The sequence below is a fragment of the Brevibacterium sp. H602 genome (assembly GCF_051172395.1).
In the GTDB taxonomy this organism is placed as follows: Bacteria; Actinomycetota; Actinomycetes; order Actinomycetales; family Brevibacteriaceae; genus Brevibacterium.
Genome location: NZ_JBPIZD010000011.1, coordinates 40,961 through 67,525 on the forward strand (window position 1 = coordinate 40,961; position 26,565 = coordinate 67,525).

Sequence of the window (26,565 nt, forward strand, 5' to 3'; positions counted from 1 at the left end):
TTAACGACTGGTAACCGACACCGATGCCGCCGCCTGCCCCTTCATCGATGTGAACGTTCCCAAGCCAGGGTGGCCAGAGCCGCCGCCTGATCGGGCAGGCAGGCATCATCGAAGAGCACCTCCGCGGAATGATTCGTCGCCGCGGTCTCCGGGTCGGCTCCTTCCGGGCTGACAAAGAAGAAGACGAACGCTCCCGGCACCTCTTCAAGGACATAGGAGAAGTCCTCGGATCCCATCACGGGATCCGGCGACTCAACCACACGGACGGGACCGAACGCCGAGATGAGCGTCTCGAGGGCGAACTGCGCCTCGGCGGCGTCGTTGACCGTCACGGGGTACTGCTCATTCCACACCACCTCGGCGGTGCATCCGTGCGCAGCTGCCACGGAATCGGCCAGCCGGGTCGCGAGTTCGGGGAACCTCTTCGTCGACTCGGCCGACAGGGTCCGCACCGATGCACCGAGCGATGCGGTCGACGGGATGACGTTCACGGCCTCACCGGCACTGAGCTGCGTCACCTCGGCGACGATCGGGTCGAAGACGCTGAACGAGCCGGTGATCATCGAATACAGGGCCTGCCCGAATTCGAGGACGGGCCGCACCGGGTCCACCGAGTCCTGCGGACGTGAACTGTGACCGCCCTTGCCGACCATCGTCACGTGCAGCGTATTGGCACCGGCCATGACCGTGCCCGGGCGGGTGACGAAGGTACCCGCCACACCGGGGGCGACGTGGATAGCGTAGGCGGCGTCGGGTTTCGCCCCGATGGTCTCGAACATGCCCTCATCGAGCATGATCTTCGCCCCGCCGAGGCCCTCCTCACCGGGCTGGAACATGAACGCGACCGTCCCGCGCAGCTCCGCCTGATGAGCGCTGAGAAGTCGGGCGGCTCCGACGAGCCCGGAAACGTGGAGGTCGTGTCCACACGCGTGCATGTTCCCGTTCGTCGACGCATAGTCCAGTCCGGTGGACTCGACGACGGGTAGGGCGTCCATATCACCGCGCAGAAGAATGGTCGGTCCCGGCTGGGCCCCGCGCAGCACTGCCACCACGGACGACAGGTCCGTGCCGAGGGTGATGTCGAGGGGCAGTCCGTCGAGGGCCTCGACGACCCTCTTCTGCGTGTAGGGCAGCGAGAGCCCGAGTTCTGGGTTGCGGTGGAGGTCGCGGCGCAGCGCGCTGAGGTCGTCGGCGAGGGCTGTAGCTTCGGCGGTGAAATCGATTGACTGTGTCATGGTGTCCTTCGGTTGGGCAGTGGGCAGGTTCGGTGTGGTCATGGTGCTCCCAACAGGGCGATGAGGTGGCCGAGCATCACTGAGTCCGCTCGTGTCAACGGTATCCCCAGGTCGGTGATCTGGGGAGGCAACTGCGGTTCCTCCCCGACAGCATCCACGCCCTCGTCCGAATCGGGAATCAGCGCAAGCGCGGTGATGAGATCGAAGTCGGGCACCTGCAGATGGTGATCCGTGTGCGTCTGATAGAGCTCGCCGAGGCTGAGGATCGAGTCCTCGCCGGCGGTTCCGTTCGCCTCGGGGCCGGTCGCGCCAGCTGCGATGTTTTCGGACCCGCTCGCCTCGGGGCCGGACCCGATCAGCTGCAGAGACAACGGCAGTCCCGCCTCGTCGAAGCCCATCGGGATCGCCAGGGCAGGATTCCCGGTGGCGGAGAACGCGGCCGTGAGGTTCCAGTCGTCTTGCGGTGTTCCTCCCCGGAACACATAGGGCGGGGCCGCCGACGGCCACGTCGGCAGGGCGAGCGCCGTGCCGTTGGGCAGCAGTTCGCTCAAGCGTCCGCGCAGCACCCCGGCGGAGTTCAGCGCCGCCTGGTAGGTGTCGTCGGTGACGAGGGCACCTGCGAGGGCGAGCCGACGGAAAGAACGACCGTAGTCATTCCACCGGGGTGCGAGCCGATCGCTGTGCACCTCGTACATCTCGCGGACCATGATCGTCAGTGTGGCCGCAATGAGTTCATCGAGGTAGGGCACGTCGACGGTCGACGTCTCGACGCCGAGTGCTTCGAGGGTACTCAGCACCTCGTCGAAGGCTGCGGCCGTATCGTGCGTGATCCTCGTCGAACCCAGCGCCTGCTCAGGCACGACCACACGGACCGTTCGGCCCCGACGTGACGAGCCGACGGTCTGTCCGCGCATGACCTCGAGGAGCAACCGGCAATCTCGGGCGCTTCTGGCGATGGGCCCGACGATGTCAAGGCTCGGAGCGGCCGGCATGATTCCGTCCATGGGCAGTGAACCCATCGCCGGGCGCATCCCCGTGACTCCGCAGAAGGCCGCCGGTATTCGGCAGCTGCCCGAAGTGTCGGTGCCCAACCCTGCGGAGATGATCCCGAGGCTCACGGCGATCGCGGTTCCGCAGCTCGACCCGCCCGGCCAGCGACTCAGGTCCCACGGGTTGCGTGGAATCGGGAAGTCGAGTGCCGGGTCGGGCCTGCCGGCAGCGTGTTCGACCATCGTCGTCGCGCCCATGATGACTCCGTCGGCGGCGCGCAGCCGAGCGACCGCCTCGGCGTCGCGGCCGCAGTGGAACTCCGGATCGAACACACGGCTCTGTGAGGTCGGGACAGCTTCGCTGACGGCGATGTTCGCCTTGATTCCCAACGGCAGCCCTGCCAGCGGACCGGCACTGTGTTCAGCACTTCGGCCGGCGGCCAGAGCGGATTCGTCGAAGCGTTCGAGGATCGCGCCGACTCGGTCGTTGACACGGTCAGCGAGGTCGAGTGACGCGGAGACCAGTTCCTCGGCCGTCGTCGCACCGGACCTGATCTGCACAATCTGCGCGGTGAGGTCGTGGACAGAGCTCATTTTGGCCGTGTCTGTGACCGCCTTGTCGGTGCTCGGGTCGGTCGCCTCTGTGCTCACTGGGCCAGTAGCGGGCGGACCGGTTCCGCGCCGAACCAGGAGTCCGTGTCTTTAACGAGGGCACCGCCCTGGACGACGGCCTTGATGTTGTCAGGCGTCGCCAAGGGGGTGATGTCGGTCAGGGGATCGAAGTCGATGACGATGAAGTCGGCGAGCTTCCCGGGCTCGAGCGTGCCGAGGTCGGCGTCGAGGCGGAGCAGTTCGGCGGCGTTCTTCGTTCCGGCGACGATCGCGTCCATCTCGGAGAGTCCGAGTTCCACGGCGTGGACCGGTTCGCGCAGGTTCTCCCCGTGTGGGCAGACTCCGGAGTCGGTACCCAGCGCCACCTTCACGCCCGCTTGCAGAGCTGCGGCTACGCGTTCGCGCGCAATGGCTGACCATTTCACCTTCTTCTCGTAGAGGTAGGCGGGGACCGCTGCGGGGTCGGGGACGCGCAGTGCGCTGCTCAAGGTCGGGACGAGGAAGGTCCCGTGTTCGAGCATGAGTTCGATGCCTTCGTCGTCGATTCCGTATCCGTGCTCGACCGAGCGCACTCCGCCCCGGATGGCGGCTTTGATGCCCTCGGCGCCCTGCGCGTGAGCGGCGACCGGCTGTCCGGCGCGTTTGGCGGTCTCGGCGACGATGAGTCGCACATGCTCTTCCGGCACCCCGATGTCGTCGGGGGTGTCGGAGGGGCTGGAGACGCCGCCGGTGGTGCAGACCTTGATGACATCAGCGCCGCTGCGAATGAGCGTCCGCACCGTCCGCCGCACATCGTCGTCGGTGTCGATGATCGGACTGATCGGCATGTGCATCGGTACCGAGCGGCCGTTGGGCATGGTGAAGTCCGTATGCCCGCCGGTCGGTGACAGTGGAGCGATCGCCAGGTGGGTGCGCGGACCCTGGACGAGGCCGGCTGCGATCGCATCTCGGTAACCGCGGTCCAGACCGCCCAGGTCACGGGCCGTGGTCACGCCCGCCATGAGTGCCTTTCGGGCGTTGAGTGCGGTGCGGAAGGTCCGTTCGGATTCGAATCGTGCGGCGTCGGCCGTCTGGTCCTCGATCGACATGCCGAAGTGCACATGGGAGTCGATGAAACCCGGGAGGATGGTCTTGCCCCCTAGCTCGACGATGACGGTGCCCTCGGGAGCGGCGGTACGGGCGGGACCCGCGTAGACCACGCGTCCGTCCCGGACTTCGAGTTCGGCCTCGGTGATCGGGGTGCCGCCGGTGCCGTCGATGAGGGTCACACCGCGCAGCAGCAGGTGGTCGTCACCGGCGATGGTGGAGGGAAGGTGGGCTATGGACATGGTGTTCCTTTCGCGTCGAGTGTGCGGATTCGGTCGGAGACGGCTCACACGGCCGAGGTCGGACGTGTGTCCTCGCCCGGACGGGTGTCCTGACCCGGGCGAGCCTCCTCGACTGGGAGCGCTGCCTCGGCGAGGTTGTCGTTCTCACCCTGATGTGCGGTCCGGTCATGGGATTCGCCCTTGTCCGGCGTCCGGATGACGGAGAGCAGGATGGGGCAGATTCCGGTGGCCCCGGCGCAGATCGCCCAAATGGTGATGTAGCCGCCGAGTCCCGAGGCTCCGGCCTCGGGGATGACGAAGATTCCCAGGACGACGGCGAACACGGCTCCAGCGAGTGCCCCGCCGAGTGTCTTCACGGAGTTGTAGACGCCCGTGGCGATTCCGGTCTCGTCAGCAGGCGATGACTCCGTTGTCGCGGCCGGCAACCCACCGAGGAGGAGCCCCGACCCGAGGCCGGCGACCGCGATTCCGATGACTACGAAGACGAGTGAGGCATGGCCGAAGATGAGGAGCAGCTGGGCGAGCGCGATCACGGCCGAACCGATCATAAGCACACCCTTGAGCGAAGTGGCGCGGGCGACAAAGGAGTAAATTGAGGCACCGACCGCTGCCAGCAGCATGTTCGCTCCGGTGGTCAGCGAGATGACTCCGGCGCTGAGGCCGAACCCGTACCCAACGAGTTCGGGTTTGCCGGCGAGGAACGTGGTCGTGATGCTCTGCGTTCCGAAGAGCACCATTCCGAAGAGGAACGATGTCACGTAAACAGGCCAGAGCCGATTCGAGGTGAGCAGGCGCATATTTAGTGCGGGTACCTTGGCTCTCAGCTCCCACCATACGAAGATGCCGATGAGGACGACGGCGACGACGAGGAGGACTGCGCCGGCGACGGGCTGCGCGGTGACGATGTTGATGCCTGCGAGCAGTGCGAGCATGAAGAGCGCGAGCAGGATGAAACCGAGCCAGTCGATCGTGGGCGAGGTGCGGACGGTCGATTCCGGGACGAGAGTAAAGACGAAGATCGCGGAGATCGCGACGATGACCACGGGTACCAGGAGCTGCGCGACAGTGGATGGCAGGACCGACGAGAACAGGCCGGCAGCCAAGGAACCGATGAGCGCGCCGATCGTCAGTGCGGAGATGAGCATGCCGATCGCGCGCCGTGCCGTCTCGCCTTTGATCTGATTGTGCACGATCGCGAGTTCGAGCGGCAGCCATACTGCGAGGGGGCCGCTGAGAACCCTGCCGAGCAGGACGAGCGGGTAACTGGGAGCGAGCGCGACCAGCACGGTTCCGATGAGGACGGCGACGATCCCGATGCGCAGCATGCGCCGGTGGCCGAAGATGTCGCCGAGTTTCGACAGGATCGGAACGCAGACTCCGGCGGTGAGAGTCTGAACGGTGATGAACCACGCAATGGAGGCGTCAGAGACGCCGAGGCTGTCGCGGATCCCGTCGAGCAGCGGGAGGTAGTAACCCTGAAGGAATCCGCTGGAGAATTCGACGAAGACGAGGAATCCGACGACAGCGAGGAGCCGTTTGCTCGACTTCGTGCCGAGCGCGGGGTCGGGGGTGGTCATAGTGTTTCCTTTCCTGTTGAGCCAGAACCGCGTGCCGACTGCGCCGTCGCACACGGAATGGTCATCGGTGACTGTCAGCTCTGACGGCCGATGAGCGAGCGCACGAGGCTGCGGTAGGTATCTTTGATGTCGTCATCGGTGCGCGCGCGGGCTTCGGGTTTGAGGGTGATGCGGAAGAGAGTGAGACCGGCGAGGGTATCGATGATGAGGTCATGATCGAGTTCGCCGCTCACCTGTCCCCGTGCCACCCCGCGGGCGAGGATCTCGCGCCCCATAGCGTGGCGCGCCTTCATGAACGATTCCGAGATGATCGGGATGACGTCCATGTTGAACATCGCGAGCAACAGGCCGTTGTTGCCTGATGGGTTCTCCGAACGACGGAAGTTCTCGCGGTTCTGCCACGCGTGTTCGACGAGGTCGTCGACAACGTCACCGGTGTCCGGCAGCTCCCCGACTTCGGTGTTGTCGAGGATGGCTGCGGCAACGAGTTCAGGTTTGCTCGGCCATCGACGGTAGATGGTGGTCTTTCCGCATCCGACTTCCGCCGCGACCTTCTCGATGCTCAGATTCACGAATCCATGCTCTTCGACATGCGAACGCACTGTGGCGAGGACCCGCTTCGTCAGATCGGTGTCGAGGGGCCTCCCCTTTTGCGTGATATCAGTCATATCCAGAGCATGGCACAGGTCACATCACTTACGCAACACAACGTATCGTTTCGTAATACGAGCCTGGAAACCCGTAAGAATGAGGTCTTTATGCAGTGTCAGCAAAGGAATCCGCCCGAACTTCGCGTGAGGGCCGAAAAGGTCAACGCGGGCAATCTCTCAGGCAGGCAGTGCGCCCTGGCCTCTCCAAAGGTTCACGAGTCGGATTCGATCGCGATTCAGCTGGGCGATCCTAAGACCATGCGTCGTGTTGTCAGTAGCGAGTACTGGTGCCTCGGCCGAATCCAGGCCCCTGTGCGTTCAGCGGCAGGTGTTAACCCAGCCCTTCCCACGTCATGCGCTGCCTGAGTGCCGGTGCGAGGACCAGCGCCGCGATGACGCTGCCGGCCAACAGCATCCAGGCGCCGAAGTACGTGAACAGTTTGAGTTCTGGCGCCAACGCCGGCCCGAAGTTGGCGGCCATGAGAATCACCCCGCCGAGGATGAGTGCAGTCGAGACGATCACCTGAATGAATTGCTCGACGGTCGAGACCAGCAGATTCTTGATCGTGGAGATGTTCAGCCCGCTCGTGCCGACGTCGAGCGTACCGTCCTGCAGATGACCGGCGATGCGAGAGATCTGCCCGGGCAGTTCGGCGATCTGCGGTGCAGTCGCTGCCGCGTAGAGCGTCATCTCGTGTCGGTCGACTCCCAGTCCCCCGACTTCCCGAAGCAATGTCTTCCCGTTGTCCGTGACCAATGCCAACAGGTTGAGCTCCGGCACGAGGCGAGTGATTGACCCTTCGAGCGTGCTGATAGCACGGAAAGCTGTCGCTACCGAAGCCGGCATCGGGAACCCGAAGTCGACGACGAAGTCGATGAGCTCCCCGAACAATGCCGCGGAGGTGGAGCCCGGAGCACCGTCTCCGTACTTCAGCATGATCTGCCCGATCTCACGCTGCAGCTCCCGGAGATTCACCTCGCTCGGCGTTCCGAGGAGCTCGAGGATTGCGGCGGTTGCCGCTTGTGAGTTCTGCGAATCGAAGGCCATGAGCAGCAAGGCGATCGCTCGGCGGTCGCGTTTGTCGATGCGTCCGACGGCACCGAAGTCAACGAGGCCGGCGCGGCCCGCGCCCGAAACGACGATGTTTCCAGGGTGAAGGTCGGCATGGAAGATGCCCTTTCCGAGCACCTGGCGGACGACCATCAGGAAGAGGTCCTGGGCGATCTCTCTGCGCGCGATTTCGGAAAGGTGGTCGACCACCTCGGCGCCGTGGGACAGAGGCGAACCCTCGACAAGGTCCATGACGATGACGAACTGGCCGGAGAGTTCCTTGTACACGTGAGGGATATGGACGACCGAGTCGGTTTTCGTCGTCGAACGCCCGGTCTCGTCGGCGAGGCGGAGGGCTTCGATGTGGGCGAGCTCGCCGCGATAGTCGAGTTCGCCTTGGAGGGAGTCGACGAAGCTGCGGGCGAGCTTGGCGATGCCGATCTTCTTCGCCCAGTCGGTGGTGCGATCGAGGCGGTCGGCCAGGGTGAGGACGATATCGCAGTCCGCGCGGACCTGTTTGCGGATCTTCGGCCGCTGCACCTTGACCGCGACCACGCGTCCTTCCCAGGTGACGGCGCGATGGACCTGGGCGACGGAGGCACCTGCGAAGGGTTTCTCATCGAACTCGGCGAACATCTCGGCGACGGGACGGCCCCATGCGGTCTCGAGTTGGTCCTTCACCTCGGCGAAGGGAACGGGCTTCACCCCGGCCTGGAGGGTGGAGAACTCCTCGACGAACTCGTGCGGGATCATGTCACCGCGGGTGGCGATGAACTGGCCGAGCTTGATGAACGTGACCCCCGAGGCGGCCAGCGCGTCACGGGTGGTGGCGGCGATCTCTCGGAGGGAGACGCGCAGGGTCGGGATTCGGGGACGGAGGTAGCGGGAGAGGCCAAATTTGATGAGGATCTTCTGGATCTGAGCAAGGCGGTTGACGCGGCGGTACCAGGTGGGGATCTTCGGTGCGTTGCGGATGAGTGAGCTCAGCGTGCCCGAGGGCATGATGAGTTCGATCGCCAGGAGGACGAACATCTGGATGACGATGAACCAGGCGAAGAGCAGCAGGAAGACCATGATGGCGGGGAAGCTCATCGACAGGTTCGGGTATTGATCGGATTCGGAGATGCCGAGGAGTTTGTACGCCTGGAGGGTGATGGGCCAGATGGAGAGGCCCATGATGAGGGAGACGATGGTGTTGCGGGCGGCTCCGGTGCCGGTGAGCATCATCCGACGGACGAGGAATCCGACGATGAGCGCGCTGAGGACGCCCAGTCCGATGGTGTAGAGGATCGTCACCCGTCAGCCCTTCCGTCGACTTTGTCCTACGCGTTCACCAGCCTAGTTGATTAGGGAGTAGGTTCGATTGAGAGTTTGCGGTGGATCGGAATAGCTCTCTTCAGATCACGCACCGACAGCGATATCATAATAGTGATATCAAAGGAGGAGCCGTGGAACAGATTCTTATTCGTAATCTGCCGGAGGGCACCAAAGCCATATTGCGCAGACGAGCAGCTGCTCATAACTCGAGCATCGAGGCAGAAGCCAGGGAAGCTCTTGCCGTTGGCATTGCGGCCGAGGAACCGACACTCGTCGACCTCATCTCGATGAGCACCGATACTCAGGTCGAGTTCGAGCCGAAGCGCCTTGGCCTGAAGGCACGTAGCGCAGAGCTATGAACTTCCTTCTTGACACGAACGTCGTCTCAGCTCTGCGAGTCCGGGGTCGAAATCCGGAAGTCGAAGAGTGGTCCAGTTCGATACCCGCACAAGCCCAGTATGTTTCTGCCTTGACCATTTCCGAGATCGAGCGTGGTGTAGCGGCGAAGGAACGCACGGACTCACAGCAAGGCAAGATTTTGCGAATGTGGTTCGAGGACATGTTGCTTCCTGGCTTCGCGGGACGCATTCTCCCCTTCGACCTGCCTGCCGCCCGTGCGCTGGGCTCGTTCCGCGTGCCCGAGTATGCCCCGCTCGACGACGCACTCATTGCTTCGATCGCCATTGCCCACCACATGACTGTCGCTACCCGCAATACTAAGCATTTCGAAGCGCTGGACGGAGTGCAATTAGTAAATCCGTGGTCGGGCTATTCCAGCTGATCCCAGCCTTGTTCGCACAACACAAAAGCCCTGTTGAACGGTGGACTATTCGCCATCCGTTCAACAGGGCCTTTTTAAGTTCGGGCCTAGCCCGCTACGGTACTACTCCGGCCGGTGCTCGGCCATGACCTTCTCGAACAGCTCGTCGCCGAGCTTGTCGTAGTTAGCGTCCTCCGGGTACCACTCATCGAGTGAGGGGAAGCCGCCCTTGTCGTCGTAGCCGAGCTCGGACACGGACTTTGCCCACTCGGTTCCAGCATCTTTCAGCGTCTTCGGCGCATCCGGAACCGAAGCCTTCTCCGCAGTCTTGTCCGACAGGGTCTTCGCGTACTTCGCCATCTGTTTCTGCACGTCATCATCGAACGGCTGCACCGAACCGTCGTTGTCCTTCGCCTGCTCGACGGCCTGAGCCTTCGCACCGATGACGACCTCCATCATCGTGCTAAACGTCGTCGACATCGAGTCGAAGATGACCTGCTGGTAAGCCACCGGCAGGTCCGAATACTTCTTTCCCGCCGTGATAGCACCGGCCGAGCGAGCAATGCCCGCGTCCGAAGCCACACCGATGTTCGGGGCCACCTCGAAGGTGCCGGCTTCGACGTTCGGTGCCAACTGGCCGAGGTCGCAGTCGACGGTTCCGCGCTGCAGGGCCTCATAGGTCTCGGGGAACGACAGCGACACCGGAGTCGCACCCAGGTCGGTCACCTGCTTGCCGGCCGCAGCTGAACCGACGCGCACCTGCTTGCCCTTCCAGTCATCCAGCGAGGTCATCGGCTTCGAGCACATCGTCGAATACCCACCCGCGGCGAGCATCGGGATCAGCGGGACGAGGTTCTTCTCCTCGAACTCCTCGAGCACTTCGGGTGTCTCCCACGCAGCTTGCACACCAGCGGCATTCGCCGCCAGGTCACTGGCCACCGGCGACGACGGCAACGTCGACATGGCCGTGCCGATCGCATCGAAGGCCGGGTACTCGGCAGGGGTGTAGGAAGGCAGAGTGAACGCGAGATCGACTCGGCCATCGGCCAGGGCGTCATCGACGTCTTCGTAGCTGGCGATCGCCTGGCCCCATACGATGTCGACGGTGATCTTCCCTCCAGAGCGTTCCTCGATGGCCTTCTTCACGTCAAGGCCGTTCGGCGCGAGGATCGACTTCTCCGACATCGCCGAAGGCTGGAACTTGATCGTCACCGGGTCAAGGTCGGCCAGAGCCTCATCGATTTCATCCTGGGAAGCGTCATAGGCGAAGCCCTCCCCCGCGGAGTCGCCCGAACCTGATCCGTCGCCGCCGACGGAACCGGCGCACCCGGCCAACAGTGCCAGCGATGCGACCGCCGCGATGACCTGAGTGGGGCGGGCTGCCGTGCGGATGCGCTTCATGGGACTCCTTTGAGCGAAGGCTGAGAATTACCTTAAATTCTATGCCTGAATAAGGTCACCCTCATCATGAGTCCGCTCACACCCTGCGGCAGCCACCCGAACGACACGGGGCACGGGTGGGTGGGCCGCCTCGGCGAGAATTATCCGGACATTCCTCCGCTCGTGCGGCTGATGAGGTCGGGCAGCCATTCGGTCATTCCGGGCACGGCGACCATGAGGATGAGGAAGATGACACCGACGGGCAGGAACCACAGCAGGGAGATGAAGATGTCGCGCAGTGTGACCGTGGCGCCGAGGTTGACCTCGGGGTTCTTCGCGATCGAGTGGACGATATAGGGGATGATGCCGACCGGCGGGGTGACCATGGCGAACTCGCCGAGGAGGACGACGAAGACTCCGAACCACAGCGGGCTCACGCCCATCGTTTCGAGGGTGGGCAGGAGGATCGGGATGGTCAGCAGCATCATCGACAGGGTGTCGAAGAACATGCCCATGACGATGTAGAGGACGATGAGGACGAGCAGGAATCCGATCCGCGACAGTCCGAGGTCCGTGATGAAGCTGGTGAGGATGGGGGCGAGTCCGGTGATGGCGAGCAGGCTCGTGAGCATGGTCGCGCCGATCATGATGAAGAAGATCGCCGAGGTGGCCGCCACCGTATCCATGGCCGAATCCGCGACCTTCCGCCACGGTTGTTCGCCCCGTTTCTCCCACACGCACAGCAGGAGTGAGCAGAGCGCGGCGGCGGCTCCTGCCTCGGTGGGGGTGAAGATGCCGGAGAACATGCCGCCGAAGAGCACGACGAGGATGATCGCGAAGCCCCAGACGCCGGTCAGGGAGGTGAGGCGGTCGCGCCAGGTGGTCGTGGGGCGGGTGGAGCTTGGTGTATCTGCTGTGTCTGTTGTGTTCTGGGCGTTCTGGCCGCGGCCGACGAGTTTCGGTGAGGCGACGCCGATGGCGAAGATGAAGGCGCCGAAGCACAACGCGAGCAGGATTCCGGGGACGGCTCCGGCCATGAGCGCGGGACCGACGGGGACAGAGGCGATGCCGGCGTAGACGACCATGAGGATCGAAGGTGGGATGAGATTGCCGGTCATGCCGGAGACCATGATCGTGCCGACGGCCATACGGCGGTCGTAGCCGGCTTTGAGCATTTCGGGAATGCCGGCACGGCCGAGGGCGTAGGTCATACCGATGGTCGAGCCGGTCACAGCCGACAGTCCTGCACCGGCGAAGGTGGTGCCTATGCCGATCCCTCCGGGCAGCCAGCTGAACCAGTGGTCGGCGACGCGGTAGACCTTGCCGGAGAGTCCGGATTGGGTGAGCAGCATGCCCATGAAGATGAACATGGGGAGCACGCTCATCGACCAGTCAGAGACGGCGCTGAATGGGGCGGTGGAGAGGATGTTCATCGTCGCCGGAATGCCGGATACGGCGTAGACGCCGATGATCGACGGCACGGACAGCGCGATCGCCACGGGCACGGAGAGGAAGAGGAGGACGAGCATCATTCCGATGCACCAGGCTCCCCCGATGGCTGCGGACGGGCTGGTGAAGAGACCGACGAGGCAGACGGCGACAAGGCCGAACCCGATCGTCAGCGCGAGTGCGCCGGGGCGTTGGCGACGAGACCCTGCGGGGAAGAGCGAGTGCCCGCTTGGGGTACTAGCGTCGGGCCCGGCATCAGGCATGGCGGCACCCGTGGTGTCGGTGGTGGTGTGTGTCGGTGGCTTCGGCTGGCTCATCAGTAGGTGCGGTTCTCCAGGTCGGGCTCGGCCGGTTCGCCGGTGACGAGGTCGAGGTCGGGCTGGCCTGTGCGGATGATGACGACGGCGTCGAGGATGAAGAGCACGGCGAGCAGCACGAAGACGATGGGCACGAGGTAGTACACGGGCCAGGTGATGATGTCCGAGACATCGGCGGTCGATCCGATCGCCGTGTTATCCAGAGCTTTCATCAGCCCGAACCAGGCGAAGGCCAGTGACACGAGTGCGCCGAGGATGGCGGCGAAGACCTTGAACACCGCGGCGGTCGCGGGCTTGGCCCGGTCGACGGCGATCGTCACGGTGATGTGTTCCTTTTGCAGCTGCGCAGCCGGAATGCCGAGCAGCGCCACGATCGGCAAATACCAATATTCGACGATCTCGTTCGTGCCGTAGATCGGGGCGTCGAAGAGAGACCGAGCCAGGGCATGGGTGACGATGTGGAGCATCATGACGATGATCGCCGTGGCCGTGGTGATGGTCAGCCATTTGTCGAGGATTCGGCTGAACGTGAGCATCAGTTCTCGCCTCCCGTCGTTGTCACTGTCATGTCGTCGGCGGTGCGAAGGGCGGTGAGCAGGTCTTCGACTTCGGCCGAGGCTGCGAGCCCGTCGGGGATCATGGCGGTGACGCGGCGGGCGCCGGCTTCGACGACGGTGATCGAGTCGATCCCAGCCACGCGTGAGTAGCGACGGGCGCTGCGCGGCAGCAGGGCGACGCCGAGGCCATTGGAGACCAAGGACTGGATGGCGCCGGGGTTGTCGGTGATGTGGCGGGTGCGGGGTTCGAAGCCGGCTCGCCGGCACAGGCGTTCGGCAGTGGATCGGCAACGCACGCAGCCCATGATCCAGGGAAGGTCGGCGACATCGGTGAGGCGGCGAACCTGTCCCGCACGGTTCCAGCGTTCGGGGACGAGCAGGTCGAGGTGGTCGGTGCCGAGGTCGACGGTGACGTGACCGGTCATCTCTGGTGGCGCTTCTTCTTCGTGGTGGAAGAGGAAGGCGATGTCGACGGCGCCGTCGTCGAGCATGGCCATGGCTTCGGGCGGTTCCGCCTCGGCGACTTCATAGGAGTGGTGCTGCGGTGTCTCGGATCCGGCGTCGGCTTCGAGGCGGCCGAGTGCTGCGGCCAGTGGTCCGATGACGAAGGAGGGGAATCCTGCCAGCCGGACATTGCGTCCGCCGAGTCCGAAGGCCTTCGCGAGGTCACCACGCAGTCCCGTCACAGAGGCGGCCACTTCGTTCGCGCGGATCCGCGCAAGTTGGCCGGCGGTGGTGAGTTTGATGCCGCGGGGCGTGCGGTCGAAGAGAGTGACGCCGAGATCTTTTTCGAGTGCGGTCATGTGTTGGGACAGGGCAGGTTGGGACCAGCCGAGCTCGCGAGCGGCGGCGCCGATGCTGCCGGCCACGGCGATGGCGCCGAAGATGAGGAGGCGTTTGGGCTCGCCGACGTCGAGCGCCTGTTCGAAGAGATTGCCCATAAGCCCAGCTTATGCCAGAGCAGAGCGAACTGGGTCTACCGGAGGCAGATGAGACGCACCACACTGGAAGTGAACGTCGTGAAATCACTGCTGAGTTGAGGAGTCGGAGTATGCGCAGGATCGGTCTGTTGGGCGGAATGAGCTGGCATTCGAGCATCGAGTACTACACGAAGATCAATGATGCCGTGGCCAAAAAGCTCGGCGGTCATCATTCCGCGCAGATCCTCCTCGACTCGTGCGACTTCGCGGACATCCGGGAGCTGCAGGAGGCCAACGATTGGGCAGGTAATGATGCATCCCTGACGGCGACGGCGCAGCGTTTAGTCGATGGCGGCGCCGAAGCTGTCGCGATTGCCACCAATCTCATGCACAAGTGCGCCCCGGCGATCGAGGCGCAGGTCGATGCACCTCTCATTCACATGGTCGATTCGATCGCGACTATGGCGAAGCGCCAGGGCTATTCGACAGTGGCTGTTCTGGGCACGCGGTGGACGATGCTCGAAGACTTCTACACCGGCCAGCTCGAAGCACAGGGCATCAAGACATTGGTTCCCGATGAGGAGACGTGCGTCGAGGTCGATCAGATCATCTGGGATGAACTCACCCAAGGGAAGTTCACCGATGCCTCCCGAGCCCGCTACGTCGAAATCATGAACGACCTCAAGACTCGTGGCGCTGACGCTGTGGCCCTGTCGTGCACCGAGATCGGCCTGCTAGTCCCACCGGAGACCGCTCCCCTACCGGCCCTCGACTCGGTCGATGCTCATGTTGCCGCAATCGTCGAGTGGATAATGGCGGACGAGCCTGTAACCATCCGGCATTGAACATCGGAGACTGCGACGATCGGAACGGTGATCGCCACGAGCCAAAACGCATCGGTCAACAACGGTGCGCCTTCAAATGGAGTGTCCGACGCTACCCCGCCGGCTGGCTTCGGCCGCCCTGACCTGACCGCCTTCGCGTCTTATCCCAATCGACTCTGATCGGGTCTGCTGATCCTCTCGACGAGAACGCAGCGACATCACAGCCACCCAACCCCGACCGTCCGGGAAGCCGGGACACGTCACATGGCTTGTGCTGCGGGCGTGTCGAGTGGGTCGTCCAGGGGCGACGCAGGAGCGTCGACGCGACGTGCTGAGAGCTGGTTCCAGTCGAGCACTAGCACACCGGCTACAGGCATGGCGATAGGTCAGGAACGGCGTCGCTCCCTACGCAGGAGGGAGCGCAGAGTCTCGGCGTTCGCGTAGCCGACCCGTAGCGCGATCGCGGCGGAGGTGAGGTCCGTGGTTGCTGAGAGGTGCCGAGCTCGTTCGATGCGAAGCCGTTGGACGAAGCCGAGCGGAGTGAGGTTGAGCGCCGCACGGACTCGTCGTTCGAGGGTGCGCCGGCTGGTGCCGAGCGACTGCGCGACGAAGGCGACGTTGAACGGTTCGTCCAGGCGGGCGCGCACGAAGCGTTCGAACTCGACGACGATCGGGTCCTCGTGCCGGAGATGTTCGTAGGCGACGAAGGCCGCCTGCGACGGGCGCTCGTCGATGATGAGGAGCTTGGCGACGTGTTGGGCCAGGTCGGGGCTGATCGATCGCACGAGTGAGAGCGCGAGGTCGATGTGAGCGAACGCGGCGCCGGCGGTGACGAGGTTCCCGTCGACCACGACCATGGTGTCGAGATCGAGGGCGACGGTCGGATAGCGCTTCAGGAACTCCGGCCCCAGGAACCAGCTGGTCGTCGCCCGCCGATGATGCATCCGTCCGGTCTCGGCGACAGCGAACACGCCGGTGCACGCCGCGGCGATCCGGGTGGTCGCCTCGTCGAGGCGTCCGAGAGAGGCGATGACCGACCGAGTATCTCGGCTCTGGAGGGCGTCGTTGGTAGCGGCGGCCGTAAGGGTTCCAAGCGCAGGGACGACGACCACGTCGAATTCTGCGGACTCCGACAGCGGGTGGTCCACCGACAGGGTCATCGATGCCGTCGTGGTCACTCGCCGTTTCGGTCCGAGGATGGCGAGTTCGATCGGGTCGATCCGCGGGTCGACATCGCCGCGGGCTCCCTCGGCCACCCGCACGATGTCGATGATCGACGCGATAGCCGAACCGAAGCAGCCGTCAATCGCGATCAGTCCAATACGCATGACGTAAACAATAGCAATACTGCCGTATACGCCACTCCCCACCGGCCCTTGCTCGTCATAAGCTGAACTCGTCACGCGAAGAATCACGACTTCAAGGAGAGTCCCTCATGTCAACACCCGCATCACTTCCGTACGCCTTCGTCGCCAAGATCGTCGCGGCCGATGGACAGCACGACGCGCTCGCCGATCTGCTCGCCGGCGCTGTCGAACTCGCCAACGAAGAAGTAGGAACGATTGTCTGGTTCGCGGTCAGGACCGACGCCGACACCTTCTGGATCTTCGATGCATTCCCCGACGAGGCCGCTCGCGACGCCCACGCCAACGGCGCCATCGTCGCAGCCCTGACGGCCAACGAGCACCTCCTCAGCGCAGCACCCGAGATCCTGGCGGCCGACGTCCTCGCGTCCAAGCTCCCGTAGGCCGCCAACGCACGAGACGATCGCGCCCCGCCGAGCCGTCGCCAGGTCGCGACGCAACGCCATGCTGCGTTGCCGAGCGGTGCGAGGCCTATCGGCACACGGACAGGATGGCGGCCGCGAGCGCTCAGCCGGCGAGGGGGGGCATCGCAGAGGAGAGCGACGTCGGTGTCGGGCAGAGCCGTGAGGCCAGCGCATCGCTCGACCACCAGAACAGAACAGCCCCTGCCCTGCGTTTCCGCAGGTCAGGGGCTTTTCGCCGGAGCCGCCTGTCGGAATCGAACCGACGACCTAATCACGTCGGCTTTGCGTCTATCGCTTGATGCGTCCACTGGGCGAACGAGCCGCTGACCTGCGCAAACGCCGAGCGTGGGGACGCCGCCATCCGGTGGTGACCGACGACGACCGACCAGTACCGACCGTTTCACCGGAGCTTGCGGCGGCGTCGAAGCCGAGCAAGCTCCATTCCTTTAGCTCACCGAGCCCTCCTCCTCGCCGGTCCCGTCGTCGAAGACGTTTCAGGGGTCTTCTCAGATGACGGTGTAGGTCGGCCGGGCGCGTCGGTCCGCAGATAGACGTCGAGGTCTCCCGACAACGGAGGTTCCTACGCCATCCATCCGAAAGACCTCGACGTGTCCGACGCTACCCCGCCGGCCGGCTTCGGCCGCCTTGACCTGACCGCCTTCGCTCGACTCGACGGCCTCTGTCTGAGCGTGACTGGACAACGACTTGAACCGGATCGTGCGGTCCTCGCGTGCCGCGTGGTGGAACCAGATCAGTGGTGCCGAGGGTGCGGCAGCGAAAGCGCTGCTCGTGACACCGTGATCCGGCGGTTGGCCCACGAGCCGCTGGTCTGGCGACCGACCGTGCTGGCAGTTGTAGTGCGCCGCTACCGCTGTGCCGACTGCGGACACGTGTGGCGCCGAACACCTGCGCGGCTCCGCACTCGGGTTCCGAAACCTGACTAACTACATCGCCCGGAGCCTTCACATGCCCGGAGCGACCCTAATCGTTTCCAACCATTCACGCCAACGGCCGAGCCGGACCGCATCCGCATGGGGCCCGACTCTATGCCCAGCCCAAATCTGATTCGTCTCTTCCCCGCGCTGCACGCTGTCGTGAAGGTCACGCCCGTCAACGAGTTCGCTCACTCGCCGAATCCCGTGGAGCGCGTTGACGAGCCATGCTTCGTGCTCGATAAGCTCCTCGGGGCGCACTCGCCGCAACTCGATCGGAACCGAGCGAGCGCGAGCCTCCTCGAGGATCACCGCCGAGGTGACTCCCGGCAGCGCTCCCAACTCCGGATCCGGTGCGCAGAGGGTCTCTTCGTCCCACCACAGCAGGCTCGTCGTTGCTCCCTCGATGACGTACCCGTCCCCATTGATGAGCAATACCTCGTCACAGCTGTACTGCTCACCGGCGTCCTCCCGCACACGCTCAAGCAATACGATGTCCGGGCCTTTCCGATTCGGAGTGATTCGCGGGTCGGAATATGGCGGGATGAGAACCTTCAACTGCTGCGTCCGAGTAGGTGCTGGTCGCAACCGGAATGCCAACTCACGTTCGGCGTCAGGAGAAACGTCGAGGACATCTACGCGCGGGAACCACTCCCCCTTCGCCGGGATCTTCTCGACCACTGCCGCCCAAAAATCGTCGGTGATCGCATCACCCATCCCCACCTGCGCAGCAGCATCACCGAACCGTGTCCGATGGAGGTCGAACGCTCGTACCCGCCCGTCTTCAACAAGCCACGAATCGGCGGCCATCAGCTTCGATGAGCTGAAGTCCGTCGTAGGCTCCTCGAAACGGTGATCCTGTTGATTCCACAGCCACACGTTCACCGCTCAACTCCACCCGAGTATTCGGCCACAGCGGTATCGGTCGGTCCGGCCTCCTCGGCGGGGATCATGGTGTGGGCGTCAACATCGCCTATCTGCTCAGTCGAATGGATATGTGTCCTCAGTTCGGACGGGTCGTTCACATGAACGACAACCTCGCCGGGGAGCTCCACTCCACCGAGCAGCCTCAGCACCGGAGCCGCCTTCACCACTGTCTCCTCGTACTCCTCCTCGGAATCCGAGAGCGCAACGATCGCTCCGCCGACCCCGTAACTCAGAGTCTCACCCTGAACGACGAGCGTGCGGATGACGACGCTGAGATCGACGGCACCGCCGAGCGAGAAATACCCGACTGCTCCGCTGTACACCCCACGCGGGCCGGCCTCGAGCTCTTCGATGGTCGTCATCGTCCGCAGCTTCGGCGCCCCAGTCATCGACCCTGGTGGGAACGCCGCCCGCACACACGCCACCGGGCTAGCATCCTCGGCCAAGCGTGAACTGACCGTCGAGACCATCTGATGCACCGTCGCATACGACTCGATCCCGAACAACTTGTCCACCTGCACCGATCCCAGCTCGGCCGTGCGCCCGAGGTCGTGCCGGACGAGATCGACGATCATGAGATTTTCCGACCGATCCTTCACCGAGGCGGCCAGCTCAGCCTTGATCGCCTCGTCTTCTGCCTGGTTCGCTCCCCTGGGCCGAGTACCCTTGATCGGCTTCGACTCCACCCGGCCGTCTGCGCCAATCCGCAGAAACCGCTCAGGTGAGGTGCTGAGAATCACCGCCTCTCGCGTGCGGATGAACGCCCCGAACGGCGTCGGATTGTCCTCACGCAGCCGCAGATACATCTCCAGTGGTGACGCATGCGGATCGACGGCGCATTCGAGCATGTTCGTCAGGCAGACTTCGTAGGTCTCGCCATCGGTGATCTTCTCTTGCACTTGATCGATGAGGTCGAGGTACTCACGCCGATTGTGCCGTGCCACGAGGTTTGGATCGCGGCGTTTCGCCGGGGTTGAGGTGTCTGCCTTCGACGAGGTGGCCCGCCGTTGGTCAGTACCACTGATTTCCTCGGCGGGGACCGATGCGATCCGTGCGCGTGTCTGGTCAAACCAGTCCTGGTTTGTTGCGTGGCCAGTTGGGTCGTCGTCACGACGCAGTGCCAGAAGGTGAATGCTATTGGTGTCATGGTCGATGACAAGTGCGCGATCAAGGAACATCATGACGGCGTCAGGCAGGTCGGATTCGTGCTGGTTCGGCGAGCCGACCTCGATCTTGAGCTCGTAGCCGAGGTAACCGACCCACCCAAGGCGGAAATCGAATGGCAGATCGTGGCTTAAGGCGCTCAAGCCGGGAAAAGTGGATTTGATGCCTTGCGCTTCTGTTCTTTCGCCGGTCACCGCAACGGTCGCGTTTGCGAGTTCGGCTTCGAGCCAGTCAAAGAATCCGGACGACTCAGTCACACTCTCTGACTCGTCACCGGCCGAACGCACTTCGACTACCCCTTCCGGCACAGAGCCAGTCGCTACTCTGCTCAGCGGACCGGACGGCGCACCCATGATCGAGAACCGGGACGAGTCATTGCCTGGTAAATTCCCGTCGAGCCAAACGGCCTCAGGTTCGTCTCCGAAGAGTTCGATGAAGAGCTGTGCGTCGGAGACCTTTTGTGGGAGCAGATCGAAGTCGAGAACGTAGTGGTGCCGAGGGGCAGGTGGACCGGTAGTCACCTGGTGTGGATCGGGTACTACGCACGTCCCCGCGGGGAAGTCGGTTTCGAAGGCCGAATCCTTGCCAACCCAATCCTCGCCAGCCGGTAGGTCATTCTTGTGATCCCGCAGGTTCCACGCCTCAGTCAAGTAGGCGAAGTTCCGAAGCAGAGTTCGTGACTCGTCGGAGGCGATCGATTCCGGGTGGAACTGGACTCCCCACTGAGGTTTAGTTCGATGCCGCAGCGCCTGGATGACTCCGTCGTCGGACCATGCGGTCGATTCTAAGCAAGAGGCCACGTCGGCAACTGCAAGCGAGTGATAACGCACCGCCGAGAACGGCGAGGGAATCCCAGCGAACAGCTCGGTACCTGTATGGCTGATCTGGGAGACCCGACCATGCCGGGGCTCTGGCGCGTGGGCCACGGTTCCCCCGTGCACATGAGCGATTCCTTGATGACCGAGGCACACGCCGAGCACGGGTATCGGCGAATGCTCGATCACTTCGGAGCAGATGCCGAAGTCGGCCGGTCGCTCCGGAGTTCCCGGTCCTGGGGAGATGAGGACATTGTCGAACTCGTCGAGCACGCTCAGCTCGAACTCGGCCCAATCATTGGTCACAAGTGTCGGAGCGCACCCGTTGACCTCGGCAAGGAGATGGAAGAGATTGAACGTGAACGAATCGGCATTGTCGATGAGCAGAGTGCGAATCACAGTGGTCTCCTCACCGAAAGCGACTGGTGTGCCGGCCACCGTATAGAGAGTGCAACCTCATTCGACAGCGGCGCGAATCGAGGCACAAGCCTGACTAATCAGCTGAGATGCGCTGTTCAAACAATCCAAACTGCCACGCACCAGTTCTCTAACCATTCGCAGAGAATGGACGGTCACGAGTAAGTTCGAAGATCGCAAGCTCGACTTGGCTACGAGTTCGACCGAAAGGAGCTCCCCAACGGTCTAGCAGAGACAAGTAAATCTCGTAACCCTTAGTCCGATCAACTCGGAATCCGACCAGCTCATCGGCGGGCACGTTCGCGACAATCCAGTCTCGTACGCGCTTATCGAGGATCGGTGCAACGCGTTCGTCATCGATCGACTCTGCCATCGAGGTGAACGACATCCATTTGGTAAAGAATGCACCGCCGAGATACTTAATATGGCCCTGGTTGTTCAAGTAGTAGAAGGCATCGACGGGTTTCTCGGAACGAGCTAGTTGCGCGCCTTCGATCAGATGGTCTCGAATCGACTCGATGATTGGAGAGTCGGAGTTCGACCGCGTACGCTCACCAGTCAAAATGCTGCGTGTCCGAAAGGGACCGTATCCTCCGGGGCCGCCCCAAATCATTACCGGCACAAAAGCGCCAAGGACTCTATCCCTGACGAGATTCTCTTGGACCACTTCGCGAATAACTCCCCGGCTAAGGACTGTGGGCAATGAGTCCACTGTCTCCCGGGCGTCAGAGACATCGTGGACGACTTTGGCCCATTTCTCTCGATTCCACTCAAAGCCGCGTTGTTTGGGCAATTCAGCAGAGAGTCGGGCTGCCAGTTCAGCTGGTGTACCTACTTCACTCATAATCAAATAACTATCACAGAGAGCCCTGGAGATCCCCGAAGTACAGACTTGATTCAGCCGAGCACGAGCCCGCGGGTCTGAGCCGACAGTCCGCCAGACGCCTCGGCGAGCAACGACTCTTCTGAATCCGCACCGGCGCGAACATACCGTCCGGTGAACGCATCCAATGTCCCCGAGGCCAAAGCCACAGCCAGATCGGTGACCTGCTCGGGTGAGGTCCAATCATCACCCTGGCGGAAATCGTGGACGGGCATCGACTTCGTCATGGCTGTCTCGACGACGCCCGGCGCCATCTCGAAGATACGCAGTCCCTTGTCATGCCCGAAGTGAACGACCGAGTCGGCGATGCGGAACAGTGCTGCCTTCGACGCCGAGTACACTGCATACGCCGGCGTGCCCTTCGCTCCCGATCCCGAGTTGAGGTCAATGATCCGACTGGGACGGCCGGTCGCCTCGGCGCCGGCCATCAGCACCGGTGCAAAGACATTAATCATGAGCGCAACCCCGGTGACGTTCGCGTCGACGACGCCCTTGAGGCTCTCCGGATCGGCATCCCACAGTGGCCCCTCGGTCGACTCGATGCGCCCGGCATTATTGATGAGCACCTGCAGACGCTTCCCCGTCGATTTCTCGAGCTCGGCCACTGAGTCACGCAGCTGGTTCACCACAGTGATGTCATCAGTGCGCAGACCGACACCGGTCACCGTTCCCCCGGTCGCCTCAGCGATCTCTTCAGCCGCAGCTTCCGCCTTCTCTGCCGACGTCGCCGTGACGATCACGTCGTAGCCGGCCTTTGCGAACGCCTCCGAGAGGTGGCGTCCGATTCCGCGGGCACCGCCGGTGATGAGGGCGATCGTCTCCGACGGAACTGCAGTGGCTGTGGGGGTGAGATTCTCGGTCATGCTCTGTGCTCCTCGTGGATAGTCATCGATTCGGATAGGGCAAGGCCCGGTCGAACCACTCTAACGGTCGACCGGGCTCTGCTACGCACTGTTCTCAGCTGCGGACTTCGGCACCGTGACGCTCGGCGGCCAACGCGGTCGCCGCCTCACGCATCGCCGAGGCCTCATCGGCCTTGAGCGTGCGATCCGGGGCGCGGAAGGTCAGGCGGAACGCCAGCGACTTCTTGCCCTCGGGCAGCTGGTCTCCGGTGTAGAGGTCGAAGGTCTCGAGCAGTTCGAGCTCCTCCCCGGCACCTTCACGCAGCGTCGCGGCCAGAGTCTGCGTCGGCAGCTCGGCATCGACGATAAGAGCGACGTCCTGACGCGACACCGGATAGGTCGACAGTGCACCGTCCCAAGCACGCAGGTCATCCTGAGCCAGCAGGGCGTCGAGGTCGATCTCGAATCCGACCGTGCGTGCCGGTAGGCCGAGGTTCTCGCACACCTTCGGGTGCAGCTCACCGGCATGGCCGAGCACCTGACCGTCGGCGAGGACAAACTTCGCCGCACGGCCCGGATGCCACGGGGCGATCTGGTCGGCCTCGACGGTGGCCTCGAGGCCATTGACCGCAGCGATCCGGCGCACGGTGTCGATGACGTCGGTGGCCTCGGCCTTGCGGCCCTTGCCCCAGACTCCGGGAAGCTCCGCATTGCCGGAGAAGATGCCCGCGTAGTGGTAGGGCTGGTGCGGCACCGATGCGTAGATCTTTTCGAGCTCGTCGTCGCTCGGGTGGTATCCGGGCAGGTGACGCGGTCCGGGACCTTCAGGCAGACCCGCCGAGGTGGACACCAGTCCCGCTTCGAACAGCGCGACGTCCTTCGCCCCGCGGCCCTGGTTGCGGACCACGAGGTCGACGAGCGTCGAGAGCAGGTTGGTGCGCATGAGCGGCAGGTCTTCGGACATCGGGTTGGCCAGGCGCACGTGCTTGCGGCGCACGTCATCGGCCTCGAGCCGCAGCTGGTCATCCCGTTTATCGTTCGTGAACGGGTACGACAGCACCTCGGTAAACCCGTCGGCGGCCAGCAGGTTCGAGATCCGGCGACGCGTCTTCTGCGCTACCGTCAGTCCGTTGCCGGCCCGAGCGGCGGGCTGAACGGACGGAATCCGGTCATAGCCGCCGGTGCGGGCGACTTCCTCGATGAGGTCGACGTCGTCGGTGATGTCCGTGCGCCAGCTGGGTACGGTCACCGACACCGTCTCCTCGTCCTTAGTCGACACAGTTGCGCCGATGCCCTCGAGCAGTGAGGTCACCTCGGCGACGGTGTAATCGACACCGACCAAGGAGGCGACACGGGCGACCTTGAGGTCGAGCACCGTCGGTTCGGGAGCCTGCCCGATCTGTGTGGTCGCTGGGCTGAGCGTTCCGCCGCCGAGTTCGACGAGTAGGTCCGCGCAGCGACGTGCGGCCACGGGACCGAGCTTCGGGTCGACGCCGCGTTCGAAGCGACGCGAGGCCTCCGAAGACAGCTTGTGGCGGCGTGAGGTGCGGGCAATAGAGATCGGGTCGAAGTGAGCGGCCTCGATGACGACGTCGGTGGTCTGGTCGTTGACCTCGACGTCGGCGCCGCCCATGACTCCGGCCAGGCCGATGATCTTCCCGCCCTTGCCAGTCTCACCGGCGCTGCGGTCGGTGATGAGCAGATCCTCGGCATCGAGCGTGCGCTCGACATCGTCGAGCGTCGTGAGCTTCTCGCCGGCGGTGGCGCGGCGGACGACGATCTCGTCGCCGAGCAGCGCGGTGTCGTAGGCGTGCAGCGGCTGACCGAGTTCGAGCATGACGTAGTTCGTCACGTCCACGGTCAGGCTGATCGGGCGCATGCCGGCCTGCTGCAGGCGACGCTGCATCCAGAACGGGGTCTTCGCCTGAGGATCAAGCCCGGTGACCTGCAGGGCAGTGAACTGGTCACAGCCGGCCACCTCGTTGATGGGGTTGTTGTCCTCAACCGACACCGGGTAGCCATCGTCGGTGGCCGCATTGGTGGGAGCCACCTCGGCGGATCCGATGTCCGTGAAGGTCTGACCCTTCATCTGCGCGTATTCGCGTCCGATGCCGCGCATCGACAGCTGGTAGCCGCGGTCGGGGGTGACGTTGACGTCGAGGGTGACCTGGTCGAGGCCGAGCAGCGCGATCGCGTCATCGCCGGGCTCACCTGTCAGACCAAGATCCGACAAAACGATGATTCCGGAGTGATCCTCGCCGAGGCCGAGCTCCTTGGCCGAGCAGATCATGCCGTCGGACTTGTGACCGTAGGTCTTGCGAGCAGCGATCTTGAAGTCACCGGGCAGGACGGCTCCGGGCAGGCAGGCGACGATGAGGTCGCCGGGCACGAAGTTGTGCGCACCGCAGATGATGCCGCGGCTCGGGCGCTCCTCGCCGGGCTGTGGGTCCTTCGGATCGTCCTGGGCCTCGTTGTGTTCGGGGCCGACGTCGACGCGGCACCAGTTGACGGTCTTGCCGTTCGAGTGCTCTTCCTTGACGAGTTCGAGCACGCGACCGACGACGAGGGGCCCGGTGATCTCGGGTCCGAAGAAGTCCTCTTCTTCGAGTCCGATGGAGGCGAATTCGGCGGCGAGGGCATGGGGATCGGTCTCGGCTGGGAGATCGACATAGTCGGCCAGCCAGTTCAGTGGGACGCGCATATCAAGCCTTCATTCCGAAACGGGCCGAGAAGCGCACATCGCCTTCGACCATGTCATGCATATCGTTGATTCCTTCGCGCAGCATCAGGGTGCGTTCGATGCCCATGCCGAAGGCGAAGCCCTGGTAGACGTCGGGGTCGATGCCGGCGGCGCGCAGCACGTTGGGGTGGACCATTCCGCAGCCGCCCCATTCGATCCAGCCGGGTCCGCCGACCTTGTTGGGGAACCAGAAGTCCATCTCCGCGCTGGGTTCGGTGAACGGGAAGAAGCTCGGGCGCAGGCGGGTCTTCGACTCGGGGCCGAACATCTCGCGGGCGAAGCCGTCAAGGGTGCCCTGCAGGTTGGCCATGGTCAGGCCCTTGTCGATGGCGACGCCTTCGATCTGGTGGAAGACCGGGGTGTGCGTGGCATCGAGCTCATCGGTGCGGAAGGTCTTGCCCGGGCACACGACGTAGAGCGGCACGCCGCGTTCGAGCAGGGAGCGTGACTGAACCGGTGAGGTGTGGGTGCGCAGGACGAGGCCGGCCTCAGGTGGGTCGACGAAGAACGTGTCCTGCATCTGGCGGGCCGGATGATCGGGCCCGAAGTTGAGCGCATCGAAGTTCAGCCATTCGGATTCGATCTCGGGGCCTTCGGCGACTTCCCAGCCGAGGCCGACGAAGTAGTCCGCGGCCTGTTCCTGGATGAGGCTCAGCGGGTGGCGAGCGCCGAGGCGACGCCGATCGGTGGGCAGGGTGACGTCGATGGCCTCTTCGATGAGCACGGCCGCATCGCGTTCGGCTTCGAGTTCGGCCAGACGTGCGTCGTGGGCCTGCTTGACCTGTCCCCTGGACTTGCCGACGATCTTGCCGGCGGCGGCCTTATCGGCCTTGTCGAGTGAGCCGATGGCTCGGTTGGCGAGCGCCAGCGGGGATTTGTCACCGGTGTGGTCGATCTTCGCCTGCTTGAGCTCGTCGAGAGTCGTCGCATCCGTGAAAGCCTTGAGTGCCGCGTCGACGGCCTGCTTCACGGCCGACTCGTCCAAGGGGTCGAGTTGGTCTGTCATCAATGTCCTTTTGTCCGTACTTGCCCGCAGCTGAGGGGACGTCGTTTCTCTTCGCCTGCCAGTCTATCGTCTCCCCAGGCAGGGCCCTGGTCGGGTCCGCTGGGT

The 26,565-nt window shown here is 63.8% G+C and carries 21 protein-coding genes and 1 pseudogene; 5 read left to right on the forward strand and 17 right to left on the reverse strand.

Features of this window, described 5'->3' with window-relative positions; genetic code table 11:
- Positions 1-41: 41 nt before the first annotated feature.
- From ACSBQT_RS09895 to ACSBQT_RS09920, 6 genes are all read right to left on the reverse strand, one after another.
- Positions 42-1,235 (reverse strand): M20 metallopeptidase family protein, encoded by a 1,194-nt coding sequence (locus ACSBQT_RS09895; RefSeq protein ID WP_435001651.1) that lies wholly within the window; start codon positions 1,233-1,235, stop codon positions 42-44.
- Positions 1,236-1,273: 38 nt separating this feature from the next.
- The gene (locus tag ACSBQT_RS09900) at positions 1,274-2,818 is read right to left on the reverse strand and encodes an amidase (protein WP_435001652.1); all 1,545 of its coding nucleotides are present in this window, start codon (positions 2,816-2,818) and stop codon (positions 1,274-1,276) included.
- A gap of 53 nt (positions 2,819-2,871) precedes the next feature.
- Positions 2,872-4,164, reverse strand: a complete 1,293-nt coding sequence (locus ACSBQT_RS09905) for a metal-dependent hydrolase family protein (protein ID WP_410711307.1) — start codon at positions 4,162-4,164, stop codon at positions 2,872-2,874.
- Between the two features lie 44 nt (positions 4,165-4,208).
- The gene (locus ACSBQT_RS09910) at positions 4,209-5,741 is read right to left on the reverse strand and encodes an MFS transporter (RefSeq protein WP_410711306.1); all 1,533 of its coding nucleotides are present in this window, start codon (positions 5,739-5,741) and stop codon (positions 4,209-4,211) included.
- A gap of 74 nt (positions 5,742-5,815) precedes the next feature.
- Positions 5,816-6,409: a TetR/AcrR family transcriptional regulator gene (locus ACSBQT_RS09915; RefSeq protein ID WP_410711305.1), complete on the reverse strand. Its 594-nt coding sequence runs from the start codon at positions 6,407-6,409 to the stop codon at positions 5,816-5,818.
- A gap of 313 nt (positions 6,410-6,722) precedes the next feature.
- The gene (locus ACSBQT_RS09920; protein ID WP_410711304.1) at positions 6,723-8,738 is read right to left on the reverse strand and encodes an ABC1 kinase family protein; all 2,016 of its coding nucleotides are present in this window, start codon (positions 8,736-8,738) and stop codon (positions 6,723-6,725) included.
- A 152-nt stretch (positions 8,739-8,890) separates the two neighbouring features.
- Here ACSBQT_RS09920 and ACSBQT_RS09925 point away from each other — a divergent pair, with 152 nt between their 5' ends.
- Positions 8,891-9,118: a FitA-like ribbon-helix-helix domain-containing protein gene (locus ACSBQT_RS09925; RefSeq protein ID WP_062244193.1), complete on the forward strand. Its 228-nt coding sequence runs from the start codon at positions 8,891-8,893 to the stop codon at positions 9,116-9,118.
- Complete coding sequence (locus ACSBQT_RS09930; RefSeq protein ID WP_410711303.1) at positions 9,115-9,540, forward strand: type II toxin-antitoxin system VapC family toxin; 426 nt, start codon at positions 9,115-9,117, stop codon at positions 9,538-9,540. The genes ACSBQT_RS09925 and ACSBQT_RS09930 overlap by 4 nt, the downstream gene beginning before the upstream one ends.
- A 102-nt stretch (positions 9,541-9,642) precedes the next feature.
- Here the strand turns inward: ACSBQT_RS09930 and dctP are convergent, their stop codons facing one another.
- The 4 genes from dctP to ACSBQT_RS09950 form a co-directional block, all read right to left on the reverse strand.
- Positions 9,643-10,920 carry a TRAP transporter substrate-binding protein DctP gene (dctP, locus tag ACSBQT_RS09935; RefSeq protein WP_410711302.1) on the reverse strand — a complete coding sequence of 426 codons (1,278 nt, stop codon included), beginning with the start codon at positions 10,918-10,920 and terminating at the stop codon, positions 9,643-9,645.
- A 140-nt stretch (positions 10,921-11,060) separates the two neighbouring features.
- Complete coding sequence (locus ACSBQT_RS09940) at positions 11,061-12,665, reverse strand: TRAP transporter large permease (protein ID WP_410711301.1); 1,605 nt, start codon at positions 12,663-12,665, stop codon at positions 11,061-11,063.
- Complete coding sequence (locus ACSBQT_RS09945) at positions 12,665-13,201, reverse strand: TRAP transporter small permease (RefSeq protein WP_410711300.1); 537 nt, start codon at positions 13,199-13,201, stop codon at positions 12,665-12,667. The genes ACSBQT_RS09940 and ACSBQT_RS09945 overlap by 1 nt, the downstream gene beginning before the upstream one ends.
- Entirely contained in the window at positions 13,201-14,163 is a 963-nt protein-coding gene (locus ACSBQT_RS09950; protein WP_410711299.1) for a LysR family transcriptional regulator, read from the reverse strand. The genes ACSBQT_RS09945 and ACSBQT_RS09950 overlap by 1 nt, the downstream gene beginning before the upstream one ends.
- Positions 14,164-14,273: 110 nt before the next feature.
- On the opposite strand from ACSBQT_RS09950, the gene ACSBQT_RS09955 reads away from it, so the two are divergent.
- The gene (locus ACSBQT_RS09955) at positions 14,274-14,987 is read left to right on the forward strand and encodes an aspartate/glutamate racemase family protein (protein WP_410711298.1); all 714 of its coding nucleotides are present in this window, start codon (positions 14,274-14,276) and stop codon (positions 14,985-14,987) included.
- Between the two features lie 365 nt (positions 14,988-15,352).
- On the opposite strand, the gene ACSBQT_RS09960 is transcribed toward ACSBQT_RS09955, so the two are convergent.
- The gene (locus ACSBQT_RS09960) at positions 15,353-16,294 is read right to left on the reverse strand and encodes a GlxA family transcriptional regulator (RefSeq protein ID WP_410711297.1); all 942 of its coding nucleotides are present in this window, start codon (positions 16,292-16,294) and stop codon (positions 15,353-15,355) included.
- Between the two features lie 107 nt (positions 16,295-16,401).
- On the opposite strand from ACSBQT_RS09960, the gene ACSBQT_RS09965 reads away from it, so the two are divergent.
- Positions 16,402-16,713 carry a putative quinol monooxygenase gene (locus ACSBQT_RS09965; protein ID WP_410711296.1) on the forward strand — a complete coding sequence of 104 codons (312 nt, stop codon included), beginning with the start codon at positions 16,402-16,404 and terminating at the stop codon, positions 16,711-16,713.
- 629 nt (positions 16,714-17,342) lie between these two features.
- A pseudogene (locus ACSBQT_RS09970) lies at positions 17,343-17,636 on the forward strand (ISL3 family transposase); the annotation flags it as partial.
- A gap of 60 nt (positions 17,637-17,696) precedes the next feature.
- On the opposite strand, the gene ACSBQT_RS09975 reads toward ACSBQT_RS09970, so the two are convergent.
- The 6 genes from ACSBQT_RS09975 to pheS form a co-directional block, all read right to left on the reverse strand.
- Entirely contained in the window at positions 17,697-18,476 is a 780-nt protein-coding gene (locus ACSBQT_RS09975; RefSeq protein WP_410711357.1) for an aminotransferase class IV, read from the reverse strand.
- Between the two features lie 71 nt (positions 18,477-18,547).
- Complete coding sequence (gene pabB / locus ACSBQT_RS09980) at positions 18,548-20,971, reverse strand: aminodeoxychorismate synthase component I (RefSeq protein ID WP_435001653.1); 2,424 nt, start codon at positions 20,969-20,971, stop codon at positions 18,548-18,550.
- Between the two features lie 148 nt (positions 20,972-21,119).
- Positions 21,120-21,833 carry a hypothetical protein gene (locus tag ACSBQT_RS09985; protein ID WP_410711294.1) on the reverse strand — a complete coding sequence of 238 codons (714 nt, stop codon included), beginning with the start codon at positions 21,831-21,833 and terminating at the stop codon, positions 21,120-21,122.
- A gap of 53 nt (positions 21,834-21,886) precedes the next feature.
- Entirely contained in the window at positions 21,887-22,735 is an 849-nt protein-coding gene (locus ACSBQT_RS09990; protein WP_410711293.1) for an SDR family NAD(P)-dependent oxidoreductase, read from the reverse strand.
- 94 nt (positions 22,736-22,829) lie between these two features.
- A complete protein-coding gene (gene pheT / locus ACSBQT_RS09995; protein ID WP_410711292.1) occupies positions 22,830-25,415 on the reverse strand; it encodes a phenylalanine--tRNA ligase subunit beta in 2,586 nt (861 codons plus the stop codon).
- A gap of 1 nt (position 25,416) precedes the next feature.
- Positions 25,417-26,460, reverse strand: coding sequence for a phenylalanine--tRNA ligase subunit alpha (pheS, locus tag ACSBQT_RS10000; RefSeq protein WP_410711291.1), 1,044 nt, complete (start codon positions 26,458-26,460; stop codon positions 25,417-25,419).
- Positions 26,461-26,565 lie beyond the last annotated feature (105 nt).